Genomic DNA, 17,829 nt, shown 5'->3' with positions numbered 1-17,829 from the left:
ACGCCCTCCATGTGCGATCACCTCATCTGCCACGTGGGGTGATCCACTTCATTTTTCTTAATTATCTTTTGGGTTGATGCTCAGGCTTGAGCAGATCGTTTATTTCCTTCACAGGATTAAATGTACTCTTGGGTACTTCGACAAAGACGGTCAACCAGTGATACATTCCTCCATTCCAAAGTCCGGGAAGCTCGAGAGCTTTCAGTTCCCTGCCATTTTTAGATTTTATTGCTATTAATCCGGTGTTCGGATTTACAAATTTTTTTAAATCGAAAATATTTCCTTTATAATCTTTTATACTGCAGGCAATATCAACAGGATTGAAGTGAGTTGCCTGATCAAAAATTTCAGCCTGTTTCTTATCTTGCAAATTCACCTGTGCAGTTTCTACAATTTGCTTGGAAATTTCACCGCTTTCATCTTCAACCCAGAAAGGACTTCCGCCGGGATGTCCTTCCCTTTTTACCATTCCGCATACCCGTATTGGTCTATTCAAAAAATCAAACAGATAGGTTTTCTTTTCATCTAAGGATTTTGTTTTAAGTTTTGTTGATAAATCAAGTCCAAATTCGGTTTTTATTAAATCAACCGCTTCATCGATTACTGATTCAGGAATATGATCTTTATCTAATTTTAATAACAGTTCGAAAATTTTGTGTCGAAGGTAAACAAGATACCCGCCGAGATTTTTTTTGTATCTATAAGTTTCTTCTTTGAGATGATCTGGAGCAATGTTATCAATATTCTTAATTAAGATTATGTCGGATTCCAAACGATTTAGATTCATGAGCAATGCACCATGTCCTCCGGGTCTGAAAAGAATTTTTCCATCAACATCTCTGAAAATTTTATTATCCATCGTAACCGATACTGTGTTTGTTTCAGAACTTTGAAATGAAAAACTTACATCGAATTTCCAGCCTTGCTTTTCATATTTTGAAATTAATTCAGAGAATAATTTCTTCACTTCGTCTTCGTATTCGGGTGAAATGGTAAAATGAACTTTTACCGTCTTGTTCTTCCCTGCTGAGTAGTTCATAGCTTCAACAAGATGCTCCTCGAAGGCTGTTCTTGCCCCATCCGCATAAGCATGAAACAAAATTGAACCTTTCGGGAGATTTGCATAATTCAGACCTTCTTTTTCAGCAGTGAACTTCATGAGATCGATATAATTTTTCTTCTCAATTAATTCATCAGGATTTCTGCCATTATCAATTATAGTCTTCCTTAGTTCCTCATAAAACGCAAAGCTTTTAATATTATCGAAAAATTCTAGTGCGGCTCTACAATCTTCGTCCCCCGCAGCAGCTTTTTCAGATAATTTTTTATAACTGGAATTCTCTGATTTAACCACAGCGGCTAATTGTTTTTGAAACATTCTGGACGCCGCACCAGATGCAGGGACAAATTTCATCACGCGTCCTTCATCCAAAGCAGATTGAAACCTTCTTATATAATCCTCTTTTTCCAAATCATTGAATAGCTTTACGCCATCACCGATGACACATGGTTTGAATAATTTTAAACTTGGAATTCCCTTTCTAAATATTTTGATCTGTTCGATAATTGAACTTATTGGAATGTCAAGATTCTTTTCCAGACTGAGTTCATTTTGTATTTCTTGTATCTCTTTAAGCTGCATTTCGCATTGTAGTTGATGAATATTTATTCTTATTAACAAAATAATTCAGGAAATTATATAATAATTTAAGCATAAGTTTCATTTTATTTTTTATATCTCACCTCGTGACTAATTTAGAATGATGAATAAAGAACAAATATCTTTTGCTGAAACCGCTGGTATAAATGAAAACACTCCGATTGAAGAGATTAACGATCCGTTTCTTAAAGAAAGAAAAATATCTCTTTATTTGAAGAGAGAAGATCTGAATCATCCTGCTTTGTCAGGCAATAAATGGCATAAGCTTAAATACAATATCCAGGAAGCAAAGAAACTTAAAAAAAATACTTTGTTGACTTTTGGCGGAGCCTTTTCAAATCACATTTACGCAACAGCTGCAGCCGGAAAGATTTTTAACTTTAAAACTATTGGCGTAATTCGTGGTGAAGAACATTTACCATTAAATCCCACTTTATCTTTTGCAAAAGAAAACGGGATGGAACTTCATTATTTGGATAGAACTTCCTATCGAAGAAAAGATTCAGTCGAAATTATTGAAAGTTTGAAAAGTAGATTTGGAGATTTTTATCTAATTCCTGAAGGCGGCACTAATGAATTAGCAGTTATAGGATGTAGTGAGATAATAAACAAAATCAGTGTGGATTTTGATTACGTTTGCTGCGCTTGCGGAACGGGGGGAACATTAGCCGGTCTCATTAAAGGATTAGGTGGAAATAATAATGCTCTCGGTTTTGCTGTACTGAAAGGAGCTTCTTTTCTGAGGAAAAATGTTGAATGTCTTTTGAAAAATTCCGATACTGCTATATATAATAATTGGGAAATAAATCTGGATTATCACTTCGGCGGATATGCTAAATTTGACAGCACTTTAATCAATTTCATAAATAACTTTTATACAATCACAAAAATTCCAATCGAGCCCATCTATACAGGTAAAATGTTATACGGAATCTATGACCTGATTTCAAATGGATTTTTTAAGCGAGGGACAAGGATTATTGCAATACATACAGGTGGATTGCAGGGTTTAAAAGGATTGCACACTAAAACCAGAGCAACTTATAAGTTTGAATTTTGAGGATATTACAGTAAACTCAAACAAGGAAAGTATTATATTCTTTTCATAGTTAAATTGCATAAGAACTTGAAAAATTTTTCTTGAAGCAGGGAATGAAAGACATTAAACTTTTAATCGTAGAGGATGAACAGATAGTTTCAAAGTTCATGGAAAAGCAGCTTACCGGCGCTGGATATGTTGTTGCTGGTTCTGTAACTACCGGTGAAGAAGCGATTGAAAAGGTTTCAGCATTAAAACCTGATATCGTTCTGATGGATATCAAGATAATGGGCTCAATGGATGGTATAGAAACCGCTGATTACTTAAGAAAGAACTTCCACGTACCTGTTATATTCTTAACTTCTCTCTCCGATGACGAATCATTCCAACGCGCAAAAAAAACCGAACCATTCGGCTACCTGATCAAACCGATTGATTTAAAAGAATTTCACCGCGTCGTTGAAATGGCTCTTTACAAAAATAAAATTTATAAAGAGCTTCTTGACACTCGCCAGAGATTTCAGATTTCCAGTGAAGCAGCGAAAACCAGAGTTTGGGAATTATGGTCTGAAGGTGAGAAACTGATTATTGATACCGAATTGACTCCTCTTTACGATTACACTGATACTGATGTCTCAGCTATGAGTTCAGATAGAATGCAATTTGTTTATGAGGAAGACAGAGAATTTGTTGAAAAAACTATTCAGGATTGCCTTAAGGGAAAATTAAAAAATTTTGAAATTGAACACCGCATATATGACAAAAACAGAAATATTTGCTGGATATTACTTCGTGGTGTTCATGTTCCGCCGGAGAATAGTAAGCCAAACCGTATAATCGGTTCTGCCACAGATATTACCGAAAGAAAAAATTATGAAGAAGCATTAAGAAAAAGTGAAGAAAAATTTCGAAAAATATTTGAAAGCTCCGGCATAGGTATCGCTACGCTCGCACCTGATGGTCACTTCTCAAAGGTTAACAGCTCCTTCTGCGAAATACTTGGTTACACTGAAACTGAATTAGTCGGTATGAATTTCAGGAATATCACACACCCGGGTGATATTGAGAAATCACTCGAGCTTACCAAAGAACTGCTGAAAAATGAATCACTCGAAGGTAAATCTCTTGAAAAAAGATACTTGCATAAAAGTGGTGATCTAGTTTGGGCTCTTACAACTATTTCGTTAATCAGAGATTCGGATAGTAAACCTCAATTCTTCATTGCACAGGTTCAGGATATAACTAAAAGGAAAAAGTTTGAGGAACAATTAATTAAGTACACTGAAGAGTTGAAATTATTAAATGCTTCGAAGGATAAATTTTTCTCTATCATTTCTCATGACCTCAGGAGTCCTTTTAACTCTCTGCTTGGATTAACTGAATACATTAGCCAATCATACGATGAAATGACTCCGCAGGATATCAAAAGTTCAATATCGTCAATTTATAATTCCTCCCGGCAGGTGTATAGTCTCATTCTTAATTTACTTGAATGGTCGATGATTCAATCCGGAAGAATTAAAGTTGATAAAACTATAATCAATCTTAAAGAATTAGGCAACGAAATAAAAAACCTTTATGAAGAAACTGCGAAGCAAAAAACACTGGAACTATCAATCAACATAAATGAAGAAATATTTGTTTATGCAGATAAATATATGATAGATACAATCATCAGAAATTTTGTTTCAAACAGTATCAAGTTCACAAACCCCGGCGGTAAGATCATTGTAAAAGGAATTATTAATGGTGATAATGCAGAAGTATCCGTAACCGATTCCGGAATTGGCATAAGCACAGAAAACCAGAAAAACCTTTTCCGGATTGACGAGCAATTCCGCAGAGAAGGCACTGCAAAAGAGAAAGGCACTGGACTCGGATTAATTTTGTGTAAGGAATTCATTGAAAAAAATAACGGAGTTCTCTGGGTAGAAAGTGAAGAAGGTAAAGGCAGTCGGTTTTCATTTACAGTTCCGAGATATCTTGGAAATTTTAAGAGCGTAGATAAATAATTATTTCCATTAAAGAAAAATTTTTCTATTTCTAAATAATTTAGTTGAGGAATTATGAGCGACTTGCTTATAGTGTTTATCGGTCTTGCAATAATTTTCTACATCTTTTTTGTGCTAGGAACTTCCCGAACAGCAATCAAAAAGGGTTTGAACGGTCTTTTATGGTTTCTGTTTTCACTTATACTTCCGCCGATAGCTTTCATTGCAGTTTTATTGGCCTCACCAAAGAAAGCTAAAGCAAAAGAAGAATATGGGTTTGCAGATAATATAATTATGGATTTATCACAGCCATTCGTAGATCTTGCACATACCTCACGTGCGCTTCTCGGTGTCAATCTTTCATATGTATTGGAGGGACTAACTTACTTTGGTGTTGTTGGTTTGCTTGCAATATTTTTTAATGATTTTATTAAGCTTGATGATATTGATGCAGGAAGAATGGTCGGAATTCAAACAGCGGGAATAACTATCGCAATGCTTTTCCTTGGTGCTACAGTCGATTGGATCGGGTTAAGAAAATCTTTACTGATAGCTTTAAGCCTGATGTTGGTCGGAAGAGTATTACTCACAATATCACCTGAAATTGGTGTCTCTGGCCTTTGGGACTTTTCAAACTTGTTTAAATATTCACACTTCTACGCAATGCTTGGAATATTGGGAATTATCCTTGGATATGGAATATACCAGCCTGCTTGTTATGCTGGAGTTAAGCAGTTAACTAATGAAAAAACTGCTGCGATGGGGTACGCAATGCTTTATGCATTAATGAACCTTGGGGGATTTTTACCAGGTATAATTTCTCCGCCAATAAGACGTGCTTTTGGAATTACAGGTGTTTTTTGGGTTTATGTTGCTTTAACAATCTTAGGAATTGCGGTTGTTTATTTCATCATTACAAAAAAGGCAATGAAGGAAGCAATAAGAAAATTAGAAGGCGATATCGAAGGTTCAAAATTATCAAGCGATGAAAAGAAAGGTTTTTCACAATTTGCTAATGCTTTTCAATCTCAATTAAATGTAAAAAAGAAATCTGTAATCTGGTTAGGTAGTTTATTTATAATCTTCTCCATTTTAGCTTCTGTCAAAGAATTCTTCTCACCCGACATATTTCAATTAATCATTACCGAGCATAGTTTTATCTCTATCATATTCGGTTTTAATTGGTTCATCGCAGTATCGTTAATAGGATTAAGTATTGCAATTTATATAATAACAGATGTGAGATTCCTTTATTTTATATTCATCCTCATTTTTGTTCAGACTCTCTTTGCGCACAACTGGCTGACATTACCACTTTATACAAGCAGAGCTTTTGAAGGATTTGTTAGTGAAAACTTTGAGTTCTTCGTCAATCTGAACCCCATTCTAATATTCATTTTAGCTCCGATGGTGGCTGCTATCACTTCAAAGAAAGATACCTATACAATGATGATTATTGGTACTTCAGTAATGGCTGCACCAACTTTTATTCTGGCATTAGGACCCAACTTTAATACTTTAATGGCCTATTTGATAATTATGACAATCGGAGAAGCAATGTGGCAGCCAAGATTTTTACAGTGGGTTGCTGAAATCGCACCAAAGAATATGACCGGAATCTATATGGGAATTGGACAATTTCCATGGTTCCTCACAAAAGTTATTACGAGCTTGTATTCCGGTTGGTTCTTGATGAACTATTGTCCAACAGATACTCCACCATCCGAGATGAACACAGAAACAATGTGGTTGATATATGGATTTATTGCAATAATTTCTCCGATTGGTTTATTACTGGCAAAAGGTTGGATGAAGAAAGGATTTAAAGTAAAGCACGAATCCGCTTAATAGAAATTACACTTTGATGAGTTTATCTGGAGATAAAAGATGAAAAGAATAATTCATTTATTATTAAAATTATCTTTGCTTTCTATTTACTTGATGATTAATTCCTGTTCAACCGTCAGCTATCAGGAAATATATCCCATTCTCGCTGACGGAAAATACGACAGCGAATTTCCTTACAAAGGAGCCTCAAACGAACTCAGACAAATAAGTTCAACCGTTCGCCGTATTAACAGCAGTGTTATTTATAAAACTTACACTTTCGATGCAGAATCAAAACTGACTCTGAGCAATCTTAAAGACATAAAGCTTAGAGACATTGCAATTTCCGAAGGATATGCTGATCAAAATAATTCAGGAACAGGTACAGTTGTTTACTTCAATGAAGGAAAAGTAGCTATTCTTACCTGTGCGCATGTTGTTGAATTTCCTGATACGATCATTTCATATTTCCCGGCTTCTGATGGTTCATTAACTAAATTCATACAGGTCATTTTTATTAAAGAGAGACAATCAATTTATGCAGTTGGATTTCCTGAAGGCGGCGAGTTTGAATTAATTGCATCAGATAAAAAACAGGACATAGCAATAATCGGCAAAGATTACAAAGTTCTTTCTGATTTAAGATTCCCCGTTTTCAATTATCCATTTGGCAAAGGCAAAGAACTCGATTGGGGATCTTTCGTTTACATATTTGGATATCCAATTAACAACCAGATGATAACAAAAGCAATCGTCAGCAATCCAAACAAAGACGAATTCGGTTCATTCCTTGTTGATGCTGTTGTAAACAATGGAATGAGCGGCGGAGTTGTGCTTGCAATAAGAGATGGTGTCCCGAATTTTGAATTAGTAGGAATGATTCAATGGGTTCCCGAAGAAGAAGAAAATATTCTCGTTCCAAAAGCACTAAAAGATAATGAACGTTACAATCCAATCGTGCCCTACCAAGGTGAAGAATATGTGAAAAGGTTTTCATCAATCCGATATGGAATTGCGCGGGTAATCTCTGCCGAAAGAATAAGTTCATTCATCTTTGAAAACAAAGCGAAATTAAGCAATAAGAAATATTATCTGGATAGATTTTGGAATTGACCGGATGCTTGTTTTGTCCGAAATTTAGTTATAATTATCCACATCAAATAAATTTCTAATAAGCTGAATTTTTAAGTAACATTTTTGACGGCTGAGGAGTCTTAATAGTATCCGTGGAAAAGATCAGATGACTAAAGTATTACAAAAAGAAACAATAAAAATTAAATGCCCGCATTGTAAGCAGGAATCAACCGATGCATGGATTTGCCAGATGAACACTGTTCTGGGTGTGAGATATGCCTATTTATGCAGTAACTGTCAGAAGTTTCTAGGAATCTCTAAAAACCTGCTTGCAACCAACTCACAAATTAATGGCCAAATTAGCTTTGCCTAAAAGCTTTTTCAGACTAAATCCTCCAGGATTACTCCACCACCAAGACAAAAATTTTCATCCGTCATAGAGCCGGATGTTCCATCATAAAAAACTGCAAACTGACCCGGTGCAATTCCGCTGTCAGAATCCTTCAGCTTAACTTTTAAAACACCTTCATTCAACCATTCTATTACACATTCGTGCTGTTTTGCTCCGTGCCTGATTTTAACTTTCAATTCTTTTTTGGATGGTGCTTGTTCTGAAATCCAGTTTATCTTCCCAACTAAAAAATTATTGCAGTCGCGCTCTGCGAGATTCTGATTGGACACGTAGATAACATTATTTTTAACGTCCTTTCTCACGACAAACCACGGACCACCACCGAGTTTTAACCCTGACCTTTGTCCAATTGTGAAGTAATAGTAGCCGGGATGCTTTCCTAAAATTTTATTTGTATCGATATCAATAATGTCACCTTCAATTTCGCCAAGATGATGTTTTATAAATTCTTTAAATTTTATCTGTCCGAGAAAGCATATACCCTGGCTGTCTCTTCTTGCCATTGTTGGAAGTTTGTAATCTTCAGCCAGCTTTCGAATTTCTGACTTTCTGAATTTACCAATCGGGAATAATGCTCTTGATAATTGTTTTTGCGTCAGGTAAGCTAAAAAGTAAGTTTGATCTTTAATCGGGTCTGGAGAAGTTTTAAGAAGAAATTTTTTATCGACTGAAATTACATCTGCATAATGACCGCTCGCTACTTTTTCATAGGAATTATCAATCTTATCATAGAACTCACCAAACTTTATCAGGCTGTTACAGAAAATATCCGGGTTTGGAGTTCTTCCCTCTTTAATCTCGGAGATTGTGTACGAAACCACATTATCCCAGTATTCTGTCTGAAGCGGAATAACTTCAAGCGGAACATTTACTTGTTCGCAAACACCTCGCGCATACTTGAGGTCTTCTTCCCACGGACATTCACCAAGGAAAGAAAATTCATCCTGTAACCAGATCTTCAGATAAAAAGCTGTGAGGTCATGTCCTTCATCTTTTAATAAACGAAGTGCTACAGAACTATCGACACCACCGGAAAGTAATACTGCGACTTTCATTTTTTAACTTTCTTCTTCCCTTCCACAATACGCTCCAGCACTTTATCATAAAGCGGACGATTTACTTTACTTAATAATATAGTTGCAAGCCTGCTTGAATTATTCAGTCTTTGACTGAATCCAATACAAACATCCTTTTTTCCGCAGACTCGCATAATTCCGGAAAGTTTATTTTCAAATATTCCACCTGAAAGTGAATTTATACTTTCGTAGTTGATCACAATTTGCCTTCTTGAAAGAAAAAAATCTGAGCAGGTAATTTTATCATCATCTACTTCGATCTTATACGGCATAATTTTGTAGAGAGTTATATAATGCCTGTTAAGAAAATATAGAATAAAAATATTTACCAAAAGCGGAAATGCAAGGATGATTTTCTCACTAAGAAAAGTTAAAAGAGGTACAGAATAAATTAGTAAAACAGGTGTAACAATAATGTTTCCATACCGGAATATTAACCTGAAGATAAATGGGTAGGTGAATACCTGATGTTCTATTTTGTTTTCGCTCATAACTCGGATGTAAATTTACAAACGGACTGGTTAACAAAGAATTCAGCAGTGTTTACCTCAGGCTTGAATGAAACAAAGATTTTCTTACAAATACTCAGAACATTAACTTGGCATTATGGAAATTATACTAATCTGTGCTTTCGCTGCTTTCTCATCGCTGTTGACCTTTTACTCAGGTTTTGGTTTAGGAACAATTCTGCTTCCGGTTTTTGCATTGTTCTTCCCTGTTGAAATTGCAGTTGGTTTAACAGGAATCGTTCATCTGCTGAATAATCTTTTTAAACTTTTTCTGATTGGTAAATTTGCAAACAAAAAAGTTATCCTAAAGTTTGGAATACCCGCAGTTGTTGGTGCATTCCTGGGTGCTCAATTGCTCTTATTGTTGTCAGGCGTTGAGGCAATTACTTCCTATGAATTATTCAATAAAACTTTTTATATAACCCCGGTTAAGTTGGCAATAGCTGGTCTTATGATATCTTTCGCAGTATTTGAAATCGTTCCTAAATTCCAAGCGATTGAATTCAGTCAGAACAAATTAATTGTCGGCGGTTTACTTAGCGGATTTTTCGGGGGTTTATCCGGTCATCAGGGTGCATTAAGAAGCGCCTTTCTTCTGAAGTTCGGATTAGGAAAAGAAGCGTTCATTGCAACAGGTGTTGTTATCGCTTGTCTGGTGGATTTTACCAGAATATCCATTTACCTAACAAAATTTTTAAGTGCTGAAGTTCTAAGTAATTGGCTTATTATACTTGCAGCAACAATAAGCGCATTTATCGGAGCTTATTTTGGCAACAAGCTGCTAAAGAAAGTCACTTTTAAGTTTGTTCAGATTGTGGTTCTTCTACTGATATTGGTTCTCGGTGTTCTGTTAGGATTGGGAATTATATAAAATAGCCCGCAAGTATTCTGCGGGCTGAAGTGAACAATAATTCTATCTGAGTTATTGAATTACTGCTCCAAGTCCTTTAAGCTGGTAGATTGTCATCGGACCGGTGATTGTTGAAGGATCGAAAGTTTCTCCTTTTTCTTCAGCAATGTGTTCAAAGTGATTAACTGCTTGTTCCTGTGTCATTTCAATTTTGTAAACTTTACCTTCAACTAGTGCAGTTTTTCCTTTAGCTTCGACCGGAAAAACTATCTCACCATCTTTGACTTTTACTTTTATCATTCCTTCACCATCATCAGATTTTATCTCCATCCAGCAACCCATCATAGGACAGACTTCCAGAACTTCACCTTCAATCAGGACGGTTTTATCAAGATAAGATTCAGGATCTTCGAGTATAGCCGAGATGCTCGTCTTTTCAGTGAGTGTTAACTCAGCACCGTAATTTGCTTTGTCAGTTTGAGCGATTGTCATACCTAAACTTAAAAGCAAAATCGGTAAAATTAATTTTAACTGCATAGTTACTCCTTCAATTATTTATAATGAATTATTTGAATTTAACTGAAACTGGTTTCTGAATTTCGATTTTCATTCCTGGAAATTTTTCCATGAACTCTTTCATTTCTTCAATGTTTTTTGGTTCATTGTTTTTGAAATCCTTAAATGCCTCTTTATTCTTCATCATCTCACCAAGATTCATATGAAACAGCGTAATGGTTGAACCATCTACATAAGTTGCATTACTGGTGGTTATATTTCCTTCAACATTTATCGCAATATTAATTTTCATCCCTTCCATCATTTTCATAGCTTCATCACCCAATTCATCTTCATTACTCTCGACATCCTCACTGGCACTTTCTTGAGAACTCGAATCACTGTCGAATTCAATTGGAGGTCGGTCAATTATCAGTTCTGAAACATCACCTTTTTTAAACTTAAAGAAGTAGTATTCATCAGATTCTTCAACGCCGGCTTCTTCTTCACTCATCCCCATTTTTGAATCCGGGTCGGGTTGAATTCTGATTTTTGAAATATCATCGAATGAATAAACAACTTCATAACCCTCCCACTGATCGTTACTGATAAACTCGTGAGAAACATATTTAACATCGCTACCATATTCCTTTGCATCAGCCATTATTTCGTCATCTTTAAATAGTGAAAATTCTTCTTCGGCAGTAGTAGATGAATCCTGGAAAGCAGTTGCAAATTCTTTCATCATATTAACAAAAGTTTTACTCATAAAGACTTTTTCATTTATTGTCCCGCTTCCATCTTTCTTTACATTGATTGTTGTATCAACCTGAAGACAGCCGATAAATAGAACAGTTATGAGGGCTATATTCAATAAGAATATTATTTTTTTCATTGTTTTCCCAAGTTTATAAATCCGAATTACTACGATGTAAAGATACTGATTTTTTAAGTTTTTGATTGGAATTCATTTTATGTTTTACGATCTAAAACGTAATATTGATACAGATAAGAATTATCAGTTATTTATATTTCGCATAGAATTTTAAAACAATAAGAATTGCTGCAAATCAAAGATAAAAATTCCTTCTTGATCAGAATTGCTGTTCTAGTCATTATAAGCCTTATCTTATTCCTTGCTTATGATCTCAGAAAAAATATAGACAATGAAATTGAAAGTTTATTCGTCCGAACAAGAGGACAATTAGAACCTGACACGAACATTATTATCATCCATTTTTCTGAAGAGGATATTGCACGCATTGGTCCATGGCCGATAAAAAGGAACTACTATGCTCTCCTGATAAATCAGCTCACAAATCTTGAGGTTAAAAAAATTGGGCTTGAGGTTTTCCTCAGCTCACGATTAGTGACACAATCCGTATATGATAATCTGCTTCTGAAAGAAATAGAAAAATCCGGTAATGTAGTTTTAAGCTCTTTAGCGGGCAGCATAGTGGAACGAAACAATCAGTTCATAACTGATTCATTAAGTTATCCAAGTCCTAAACTGCTGAATGAAAAATTACCAACAGGTCACATAAATTTTATACAGGAAGAAGACTATTATATTCCACTTAGAATTATTAATTATAGCTTGACGGAAAGAGCTTTTGCTTTGCAACTCGCTGACACTGAAGTAAAGAAAGATGGTCTGATTGTAAATTTTGTTTCTTCATGGAATAAGATAAAAAGATACTCTTCGCTTGAATTTGCTGAACTTGTGTATAAACAAAGTGAGGAACTAAACTTCTTCAAAGATAAAATTGTTATTATCGGAATAAGTGATCCACAAATAGCAATTTCACTTCAGACTCCATTTGATGATGATGTACCTGGATTAGCACTTCATGCTTTTGCCATTGATAACATTCTGAATTCTCGTGATATAGATGGAAGTTTTTATAATTACTCTATAGTTGTCTTTTTTATCATAATGCTGGGCTTTGTTCTCTTCAGAATTTCTACTAAAAAAAATATTATCGCCATTTATTTAATCACCGGATCCATATTATTGATTTTATCTTTTATACTCACTGGATTATTGAATTATAAGATATCGGTTTCCTTTTTTGTAATACCGTTCCTATCGTTGATATTAGCAGATTCAGCAATTTACTTTGTCCGGGGAAAAGAGTTATTAAAAGGTGCTCTCGATGAATCTACTGCACTTAAAAATTTACTAAACCTTAAAGAGAATGAGCTGCTTCGGCTTCAATCTGAAATCCGGGAAACCGGAAAGGAATCCACACAGCTTCAGCAGAAAATTGATTTACTTCAAAATGATATTAAAAAGTTAAAAGGCAATGAGGATGATCGTTCAGAGGCTGTAATTACAATCAGCAATAAGATTGAAAATTTTTATGGAATGATCTACTCTTCGCGATTAATGGCGCAGGTAGTTGAACTTGTAAAAAAAGCGGCACCAACAGATTCGACAATTTTAATTACCGGTGAAAGCGGAACCGGTAAAGAACTCGTCGCTAAAGCAATACATGCATCAAGTAAAAGAAACGAGAATAATTTTATTTCTGTTAATTGTGCTGCATTAACTGATAGTTTGCTGGAAAGTGAATTATTCGGATACGAGAAAGGTGCATTTACACATGCAATATCCGACAGACTAGGTAGATTTGAACAAGCTGATCAGGGGACAATTTTTCTTGACGAAATTGGTGAGACAACTGAAAACTTTCAAGTAAAGATACTCCGGGTACTGCAATCCGGTGAAATTGAGAAAGTAGGATCAACAAAACCAAAATTTGTTGACGTCAGAATTGTTGCAGCTACAAATAAAAATCTTTCGGAATTGGTAAAAGAGAAAAAATTCCGAGAGGATCTCTATTACAGGCTGAACGTTATAAACATTGAACTTCCTCCTTTAAAAGAACGTAAAGAAGATATTAATGCATTAGCAAAAAGTTTTATCGATGCTGAAGCGGAAGGAATGCATATTTCAATATCTGCATTACAGGCGCTGAACGAATACAACTGGAAAGGAAATGTAAGAGAACTCGAATCTGTGATGAAGAGAGCGATTATTTTTGCAAAATCTGAAAATCGTAAGCTGCTACAACTTAAAGATCTGCCTGAAGAAATTGTCAAAGAATCGAGTTATAACTTTGATGACATCGTGCTTGAATCTTTAAGAAGTAAAAAATTTTCTCATTCATCCATAGTTGAAACTGCCAAAGAGCTTGGCAATGTTAACAGAACATTGATTTCAGAAAATCTCAGAGGTACTTTATTTAAATCATTGGTTGAAAGCGGGTTCGATATAGATAAAGCAGTTAAGAAAATTTCTGAATCCGATGATGAAGAAATAAATGAACGAGTTCGCACCAAATTGCGTAAGTTCATTGATAATATTGAAAGTGATGTTATTAAATTTGGAGAAAAGAATTTTGAGTCGGTTAAGAATAAATTTACATCAAAGTATAAAAACCTGCCATCAAAATTTCATACATATCTTGATAAAGTCATTCAAAATACGATTGAACATAAGCTTTGAGTAACCTTTCAGCAGGAACTTTGTCTAAATATTAAGCCGTTCATTTAATTTATTTTAGAAGAGTTCGATACATCAATTATTTTTGAGCATAGATTATAAACAAATTTCGGAGCAGCAATGAAACTTCTAAGCACTACAGTATTTTATCTAATTGTTCTTTTTGCATTACCACTCTTTGCACAGGATTCAACGGAAACCGAGGAAACATGGAAATGGGAATGGGATGAGTTCGATGAGTGGACAGACTGGCATAATAAGAGACCGGCAATTTCATTAAACTATGGCTTATCTGATATTTCGCGGACAGATGTCGATGCACCGTTCGCAGATAACAGTCTTATTGAATTAAAGCTTGGTTACACTCACAGTAAAATTTCAAAGTATGCAGATTACATCAATAAGAATTCATTCAATTATTTATTTCTGAACCGCAATACAACCGATCTTGCAGGCGGTACCGATAATGATTCTGCAATTGTAACAAGTAACTGGCAGTTTGGTGCAGGTTGGTCAGACGGTTACGGTTACAGACTTGGAGAATCTTCTTCGATAAGCCCATATTACACTTCCTCATTAACATGGACAAATCTCGACTTTTCTGATGATACACTCAGTCCGAATGACGAAAGGATAAAAGAACTCTACGATGAATCATTTCGTTTTGGCTCCAGCATTGAATCAGGAATTCGTATCCAGGCAACAGATCTAATCTCTATCGATGCCGGGTATGAAAGATCAATTGTGTTTGAACGACATTTGTTCTGGAAATGGGCAGGAAGTGCGGTCATAGAAGCTGCAGCCAACGGTGTGCTCGATGTGTTTATAAAAGAAATATTTAAGTCATCTCCATCTGCTGGACCAATTGTATTCTTTGTATTAAAGAGTGCTTTGGGATATGGTTTATATGAATTAAGACAGGAAAAAATGAACTGGCCTTTCCCAAGTGCACCGCCAATTGCAATGGATAACTTTAAGTTTGGTGTGACGTTTACATTTTAACTCTTGGATGTCTTTGCGGCTTTGCGTGATATCGTTTCGCGCTAAGTCGCAAAGACGCTAAGTTATTTTTCGAATTTTACTTTAATATTCACAATCTCAGACTTGCTTCCAGTACGAACCGGTGGTCCCCACGTTCCTGCACCTGATGTAACATAATAATGGGTATTTCCTTTTTTCTTATAACCCCAGCTAACTTCATAAATCATATTTGTGATAATGTTAAGCGGCCAGATTTGTCCGTGATGTGTGTGACCTGAAAGCTGTAAATCAATTCCGATCTTTTCAGCTTGCTCTAGTTTAACAGGTGTATGATCTAAAAGAATTTTGGGATAAGCAAAATTAATAGTGCGCATTATCTGTTCAAGTGACTTTCTTTCCTTACCCGTGAATTGTTTCATCACAACATCTTCCCTTCCGATAATATAAAAGCTGCTGTCAACCAGAACATATTCATCACGAAGAACTTTTATTCCGAGATGCTCTGCATATTCTACTGATGCTTCCACTTCATTAATAAACTCATGATTGCCATTTATATTGTAAACACCATACTTCGGATTTAATCTCCGGAATGATTCACCAATTTTTCTTTGGTCAAGTATTTCAGCTTTGTCATCAACAATATCTCCTGCTAAAAGAACAATATCAGGATTAAGTGAATTCATTTTATCAATTATTTTCGATAATAATCTTTCGCCATCAATCGGAGAAAGGTGCAAATCAGAAGCAGCAACAATGTTGATCTCTGATAATTTTCCATCACCTTTTGGAAATTGCAATTCGAGAGTTTTGACTGTGATATCTCTCTTATTCAAGTTTCCGAGAAATACAATCAAACCGACTACAGCAATAACTACCAGGGCTGTAGTCTTTTTCGTCTGCTCATAATTATTCTGAATAGATGCCGGAAGAAAATGAAACCAGGAATCGAGCAACCTCACAAGATCGATGAATAATAATGTAAGTATGAAATAAACAAGAAACGCAAACCAGATTGCCCCAACTCCAAGCCAGATATCATAAATTATTGGAGGTAAAAACTTGTAAAGCAGCTTTGAGAATACATAACCGTAAGCGACCAGTATAAATACAGCCAAATAATAAGGTCGCAGATAAGAGTACGATGCTAATGCCTGCCAGCCCCTTATAAAAATGTAATAATTAAGGGCGGTGTAAATCGTAAAGAATATTGTGAAGAATAAAGCCATTTTGCCTAATAATTTATTGAATAAACATTAAAATAGGCTTATTGGTTCAAATGGTGAATAATAGAAATATTGGTTGTGATGTGAAACAAAAAACCACTGCGGACAAAAATTAACAGGACAGTAATCAGAGGACAGCTATTTGCCCGCAATGGTAAGGAGGCTATGAAGTTATTTATAAGAGTGTAAAACCTTCATATAATTTGCACGTTCAAACTTTGCCGGGTCATCAACATTCAGATAGCTCATACTTCCGCGCATCTGGTCAACGGATTCATATTCTTTTTCTTCCATCCACATTTTCATTTTGGAAGTAACATCGGCAATGTGCCCGATCCCAAACTTTAATAAGCAGGAAAGCATCTGGGTTACTTTTGCACCAGCCATAATCATTTTGATTACATCTTCTGCAGTGTATATACCGCTTGTTGCAGCGAGGTCAGCATTTGTTCTTCCGTAAAGGATTGCAATCCACCTTAAAGGCAGTCGCATTGCAAATGGCGTACTCAATATTACATTTGGTTCTACTTCAAGAGTTTCAAGATTTATATCCGGCTGATAAAACCTGTTAAACAGAACTAATCCATCTGCACCTGCATTGCTTAACTCTTTTGCCATATGAGACACTGAGCTAAAGAAAGGATGCATCTTTACTGCAATTGGTATTTTAATTTCCGATTTTACTCTTTTAACAATATGAACATATTTCTTTTCGAGCTCTTCACTTTTCTGATCTAGATCTGTAGCAAGAAAATAAATGTTCAGCTCAAGACCATCAGCTCCGGCCTGTTCAATTTGTTTTGCATAATCGATCCATCCGCCGAGAGATTTTCCATTTAAACTTGCTATGATTGGAATCTCGACAGCTTCTTTTGCTTTCCTGATATGATTCAGATATTCCTCGGGACCCATCTTATAATCAAACGGTTCAGGAAAATAACTTGTCGCCTCAGCAAAACTTTCGCCCGAAACTTCCGTGTGATGGTAAAGCTCTAATGATTCATGCTCAAGCTGTTCTTCAAATAGAGAATAAAGAACAACAGCTCCAGCACCCGCATCTTCCATCTGTTTTATGTTTGATATCTCCTGGGACAATGGACCTGCAGAAGGAACAATCGGTGATTTAAGTTTTAATCCTAAATATGTTGTTGATAAATTCATTATTAGACCTTTGGTTTATA

At 35.4% G+C, this 17,829-nt stretch carries 15 protein-coding genes; 8 read left to right on the top strand and 7 right to left on the bottom strand.

Translation table 11 applies throughout. The features are described from left to right. Positions 1–61: 61 nt before the first annotated feature. Positions 62–1,681: a DUF4301 family protein gene (locus IPM14_03890; protein MBK9097260.1), complete on the bottom strand. Its 1,620-nt coding sequence runs from the start codon at positions 1,679–1,681 to the stop codon at positions 62–64. Positions 1,682–1,763: 82 nt separating this feature from the next. On the opposite strand from IPM14_03890, the gene IPM14_03885 reads away from it, so the two are divergent. The 5 genes from IPM14_03885 to IPM14_03865 all read left to right on the top strand — a co-directional run bounded on the left by IPM14_03885 (position 1,764) and on the right by IPM14_03865 (position 7,964). Beyond that, entirely contained in the window at positions 1,764–2,720 is a 957-nt protein-coding gene (locus IPM14_03885; GenBank protein ID MBK9097259.1) for a 1-aminocyclopropane-1-carboxylate deaminase/D-cysteine desulfhydrase, read from the top strand. Between the two features lie 92 nt (positions 2,721–2,812). Then, positions 2,813–4,711: a PAS domain S-box protein gene (locus IPM14_03880; protein MBK9097258.1), complete on the top strand. Its 1,899-nt coding sequence runs from the start codon at positions 2,813–2,815 to the stop codon at positions 4,709–4,711. Between the two features lie 54 nt (positions 4,712–4,765). Continuing rightward, positions 4,766–6,538: an MFS transporter gene (locus IPM14_03875; protein MBK9097257.1), complete on the top strand. Its 1,773-nt coding sequence runs from the start codon at positions 4,766–4,768 to the stop codon at positions 6,536–6,538. 39 nt (positions 6,539–6,577) lie between these two features. Continuing rightward, complete coding sequence (locus IPM14_03870; GenBank protein ID MBK9097256.1) at positions 6,578–7,630, top strand: trypsin-like peptidase domain-containing protein; 1,053 nt, start codon at positions 6,578–6,580, stop codon at positions 7,628–7,630. A 127-nt stretch (positions 7,631–7,757) separates the two neighbouring features. Then, complete coding sequence (locus IPM14_03865) at positions 7,758–7,964, top strand: hypothetical protein (protein MBK9097255.1); 207 nt, start codon at positions 7,758–7,760, stop codon at positions 7,962–7,964. Between the two features lie 8 nt (positions 7,965–7,972). On the opposite strand, the gene mnmA is transcribed toward IPM14_03865, so the two are convergent. Together mnmA and IPM14_03855 are read right to left on the bottom strand one after the other, a co-directional pair. Further along, a complete protein-coding gene (gene mnmA, locus IPM14_03860) occupies positions 7,973–9,058 on the bottom strand; it encodes a tRNA 2-thiouridine(34) synthase MnmA (protein ID MBK9097254.1) in 1,086 nt (361 codons plus the stop codon). Then, a complete protein-coding gene (locus IPM14_03855; protein MBK9097253.1) occupies positions 9,055–9,570 on the bottom strand; it encodes a hypothetical protein in 516 nt (171 codons plus the stop codon). The genes mnmA and IPM14_03855 overlap by 4 nt, the downstream gene beginning before the upstream one ends. A gap of 115 nt (positions 9,571–9,685) precedes the next feature. Here IPM14_03855 and IPM14_03850 point away from each other — a divergent pair, with 115 nt between their 5' ends. Then, positions 9,686–10,459, top strand: a complete 774-nt coding sequence (locus tag IPM14_03850) for a TSUP family transporter (protein MBK9097252.1) — start codon at positions 9,686–9,688, stop codon at positions 10,457–10,459. Positions 10,460–10,510: 51 nt separating this feature from the next. Here the strand turns inward: IPM14_03850 and IPM14_03845 are convergent, their stop codons facing one another. Both IPM14_03845 and IPM14_03840 read right to left on the bottom strand, forming a co-directional pair. Continuing rightward, positions 10,511–10,975 carry a DUF4920 domain-containing protein gene (locus IPM14_03845; GenBank protein MBK9097251.1) on the bottom strand — a complete coding sequence of 155 codons (465 nt, stop codon included), beginning with the start codon at positions 10,973–10,975 and terminating at the stop codon, positions 10,511–10,513. A gap of 28 nt (positions 10,976–11,003) precedes the next feature. Continuing rightward, a complete protein-coding gene (locus IPM14_03840) occupies positions 11,004–11,828 on the bottom strand; it encodes a hypothetical protein (protein MBK9097250.1) in 825 nt (274 codons plus the stop codon). Positions 11,829–11,993: 165 nt separating this feature from the next. Between IPM14_03840 and IPM14_03835 the strand changes: the two genes are divergently transcribed. Further along, positions 11,994–14,444 carry a sigma 54-interacting transcriptional regulator gene (locus IPM14_03835; protein MBK9097249.1) on the top strand — a complete coding sequence of 817 codons (2,451 nt, stop codon included), beginning with the start codon at positions 11,994–11,996 and terminating at the stop codon, positions 14,442–14,444. A 117-nt stretch (positions 14,445–14,561) separates the two neighbouring features. Then, positions 14,562–15,443: an outer membrane beta-barrel protein gene (locus tag IPM14_03830; protein ID MBK9097248.1), complete on the top strand. Its 882-nt coding sequence runs from the start codon at positions 14,562–14,564 to the stop codon at positions 15,441–15,443. Between the two features lie 62 nt (positions 15,444–15,505). Here the strand turns inward: IPM14_03830 and IPM14_03825 are convergent, their stop codons facing one another. Next, the gene (locus IPM14_03825; GenBank protein ID MBK9097247.1) at positions 15,506–16,651 is read right to left on the bottom strand and encodes a metallophosphoesterase; all 1,146 of its coding nucleotides are present in this window, start codon (positions 16,649–16,651) and stop codon (positions 15,506–15,508) included. A 168-nt stretch (positions 16,652–16,819) separates the two neighbouring features. Continuing rightward, positions 16,820–17,809: a dihydroorotate dehydrogenase-like protein gene (locus IPM14_03820; GenBank protein MBK9097246.1), complete on the bottom strand. Its 990-nt coding sequence runs from the start codon at positions 17,807–17,809 to the stop codon at positions 16,820–16,822. Positions 17,810–17,829 lie beyond the last annotated feature (20 nt).

Source organism: bacterium, from assembly GCA_016716565.1.
Lineage (GTDB): Bacteria > Bacteroidota > Ignavibacteria > Ignavibacteriales > Ignavibacteriaceae > IGN2.
The sequence above is the reverse complement of the archived record's forward strand: the minus strand, read 5'-3'. Positions and strand labels throughout refer to the sequence as shown.

Bases quoted from the DNA above. Each gene is read 5' to 3' on its own strand.
- IPM14_03885 (MBK9097259.1), top strand. From the start codon at position 1,764: ATGAATAAAGAACAAATATCTTTTGCTGAAACCGCTGGTATAAATGAA.
- IPM14_03880 (MBK9097258.1), top strand. From the start codon at position 2,813: ATGAAAGACATTAAACTTTTAATCGTAGAGGATGAACAGATAGTTTCA.
- IPM14_03875 (MBK9097257.1), top strand. From the start codon at position 4,766: ATGAGCGACTTGCTTATAGTGTTTATCGGTCTTGCAATAATTTTCTAC.
- IPM14_03870 (MBK9097256.1), top strand. From the start codon at position 6,578: ATGAAAAGAATAATTCATTTATTATTAAAATTATCTTTGCTTTCTATT.
- IPM14_03865 (MBK9097255.1), top strand. From the start codon at position 7,758: ATGACTAAAGTATTACAAAAAGAAACAATAAAAATTAAATGCCCGCAT.
- mnmA (MBK9097254.1), bottom strand. From the start codon at position 9,058: ATGAAAGTCGCAGTATTACTTTCCGGTGGTGTCGATAGTTCTGTAGCA.
- IPM14_03855 (MBK9097253.1), bottom strand. From the start codon at position 9,570: ATGAGCGAAAACAAAATAGAACATCAGGTATTCACCTACCCATTTATC.
- IPM14_03850 (MBK9097252.1), top strand. From the start codon at position 9,686: ATGGAAATTATACTAATCTGTGCTTTCGCTGCTTTCTCATCGCTGTTG.
- IPM14_03845 (MBK9097251.1), bottom strand. From the start codon at position 10,975: ATGCAGTTAAAATTAATTTTACCGATTTTGCTTTTAAGTTTAGGTATG.
- IPM14_03840 (MBK9097250.1), bottom strand. From the start codon at position 11,828: ATGAAAAAAATAATATTCTTATTGAATATAGCCCTCATAACTGTTCTA.
- IPM14_03830 (MBK9097248.1), top strand. From the start codon at position 14,562: ATGAAACTTCTAAGCACTACAGTATTTTATCTAATTGTTCTTTTTGCA.
- IPM14_03825 (MBK9097247.1), bottom strand. From the start codon at position 16,651: ATGGCTTTATTCTTCACAATATTCTTTACGATTTACACCGCCCTTAAT.
- IPM14_03820 (MBK9097246.1), bottom strand. From the start codon at position 17,809: ATGAATTTATCAACAACATATTTAGGATTAAAACTTAAATCACCGATT.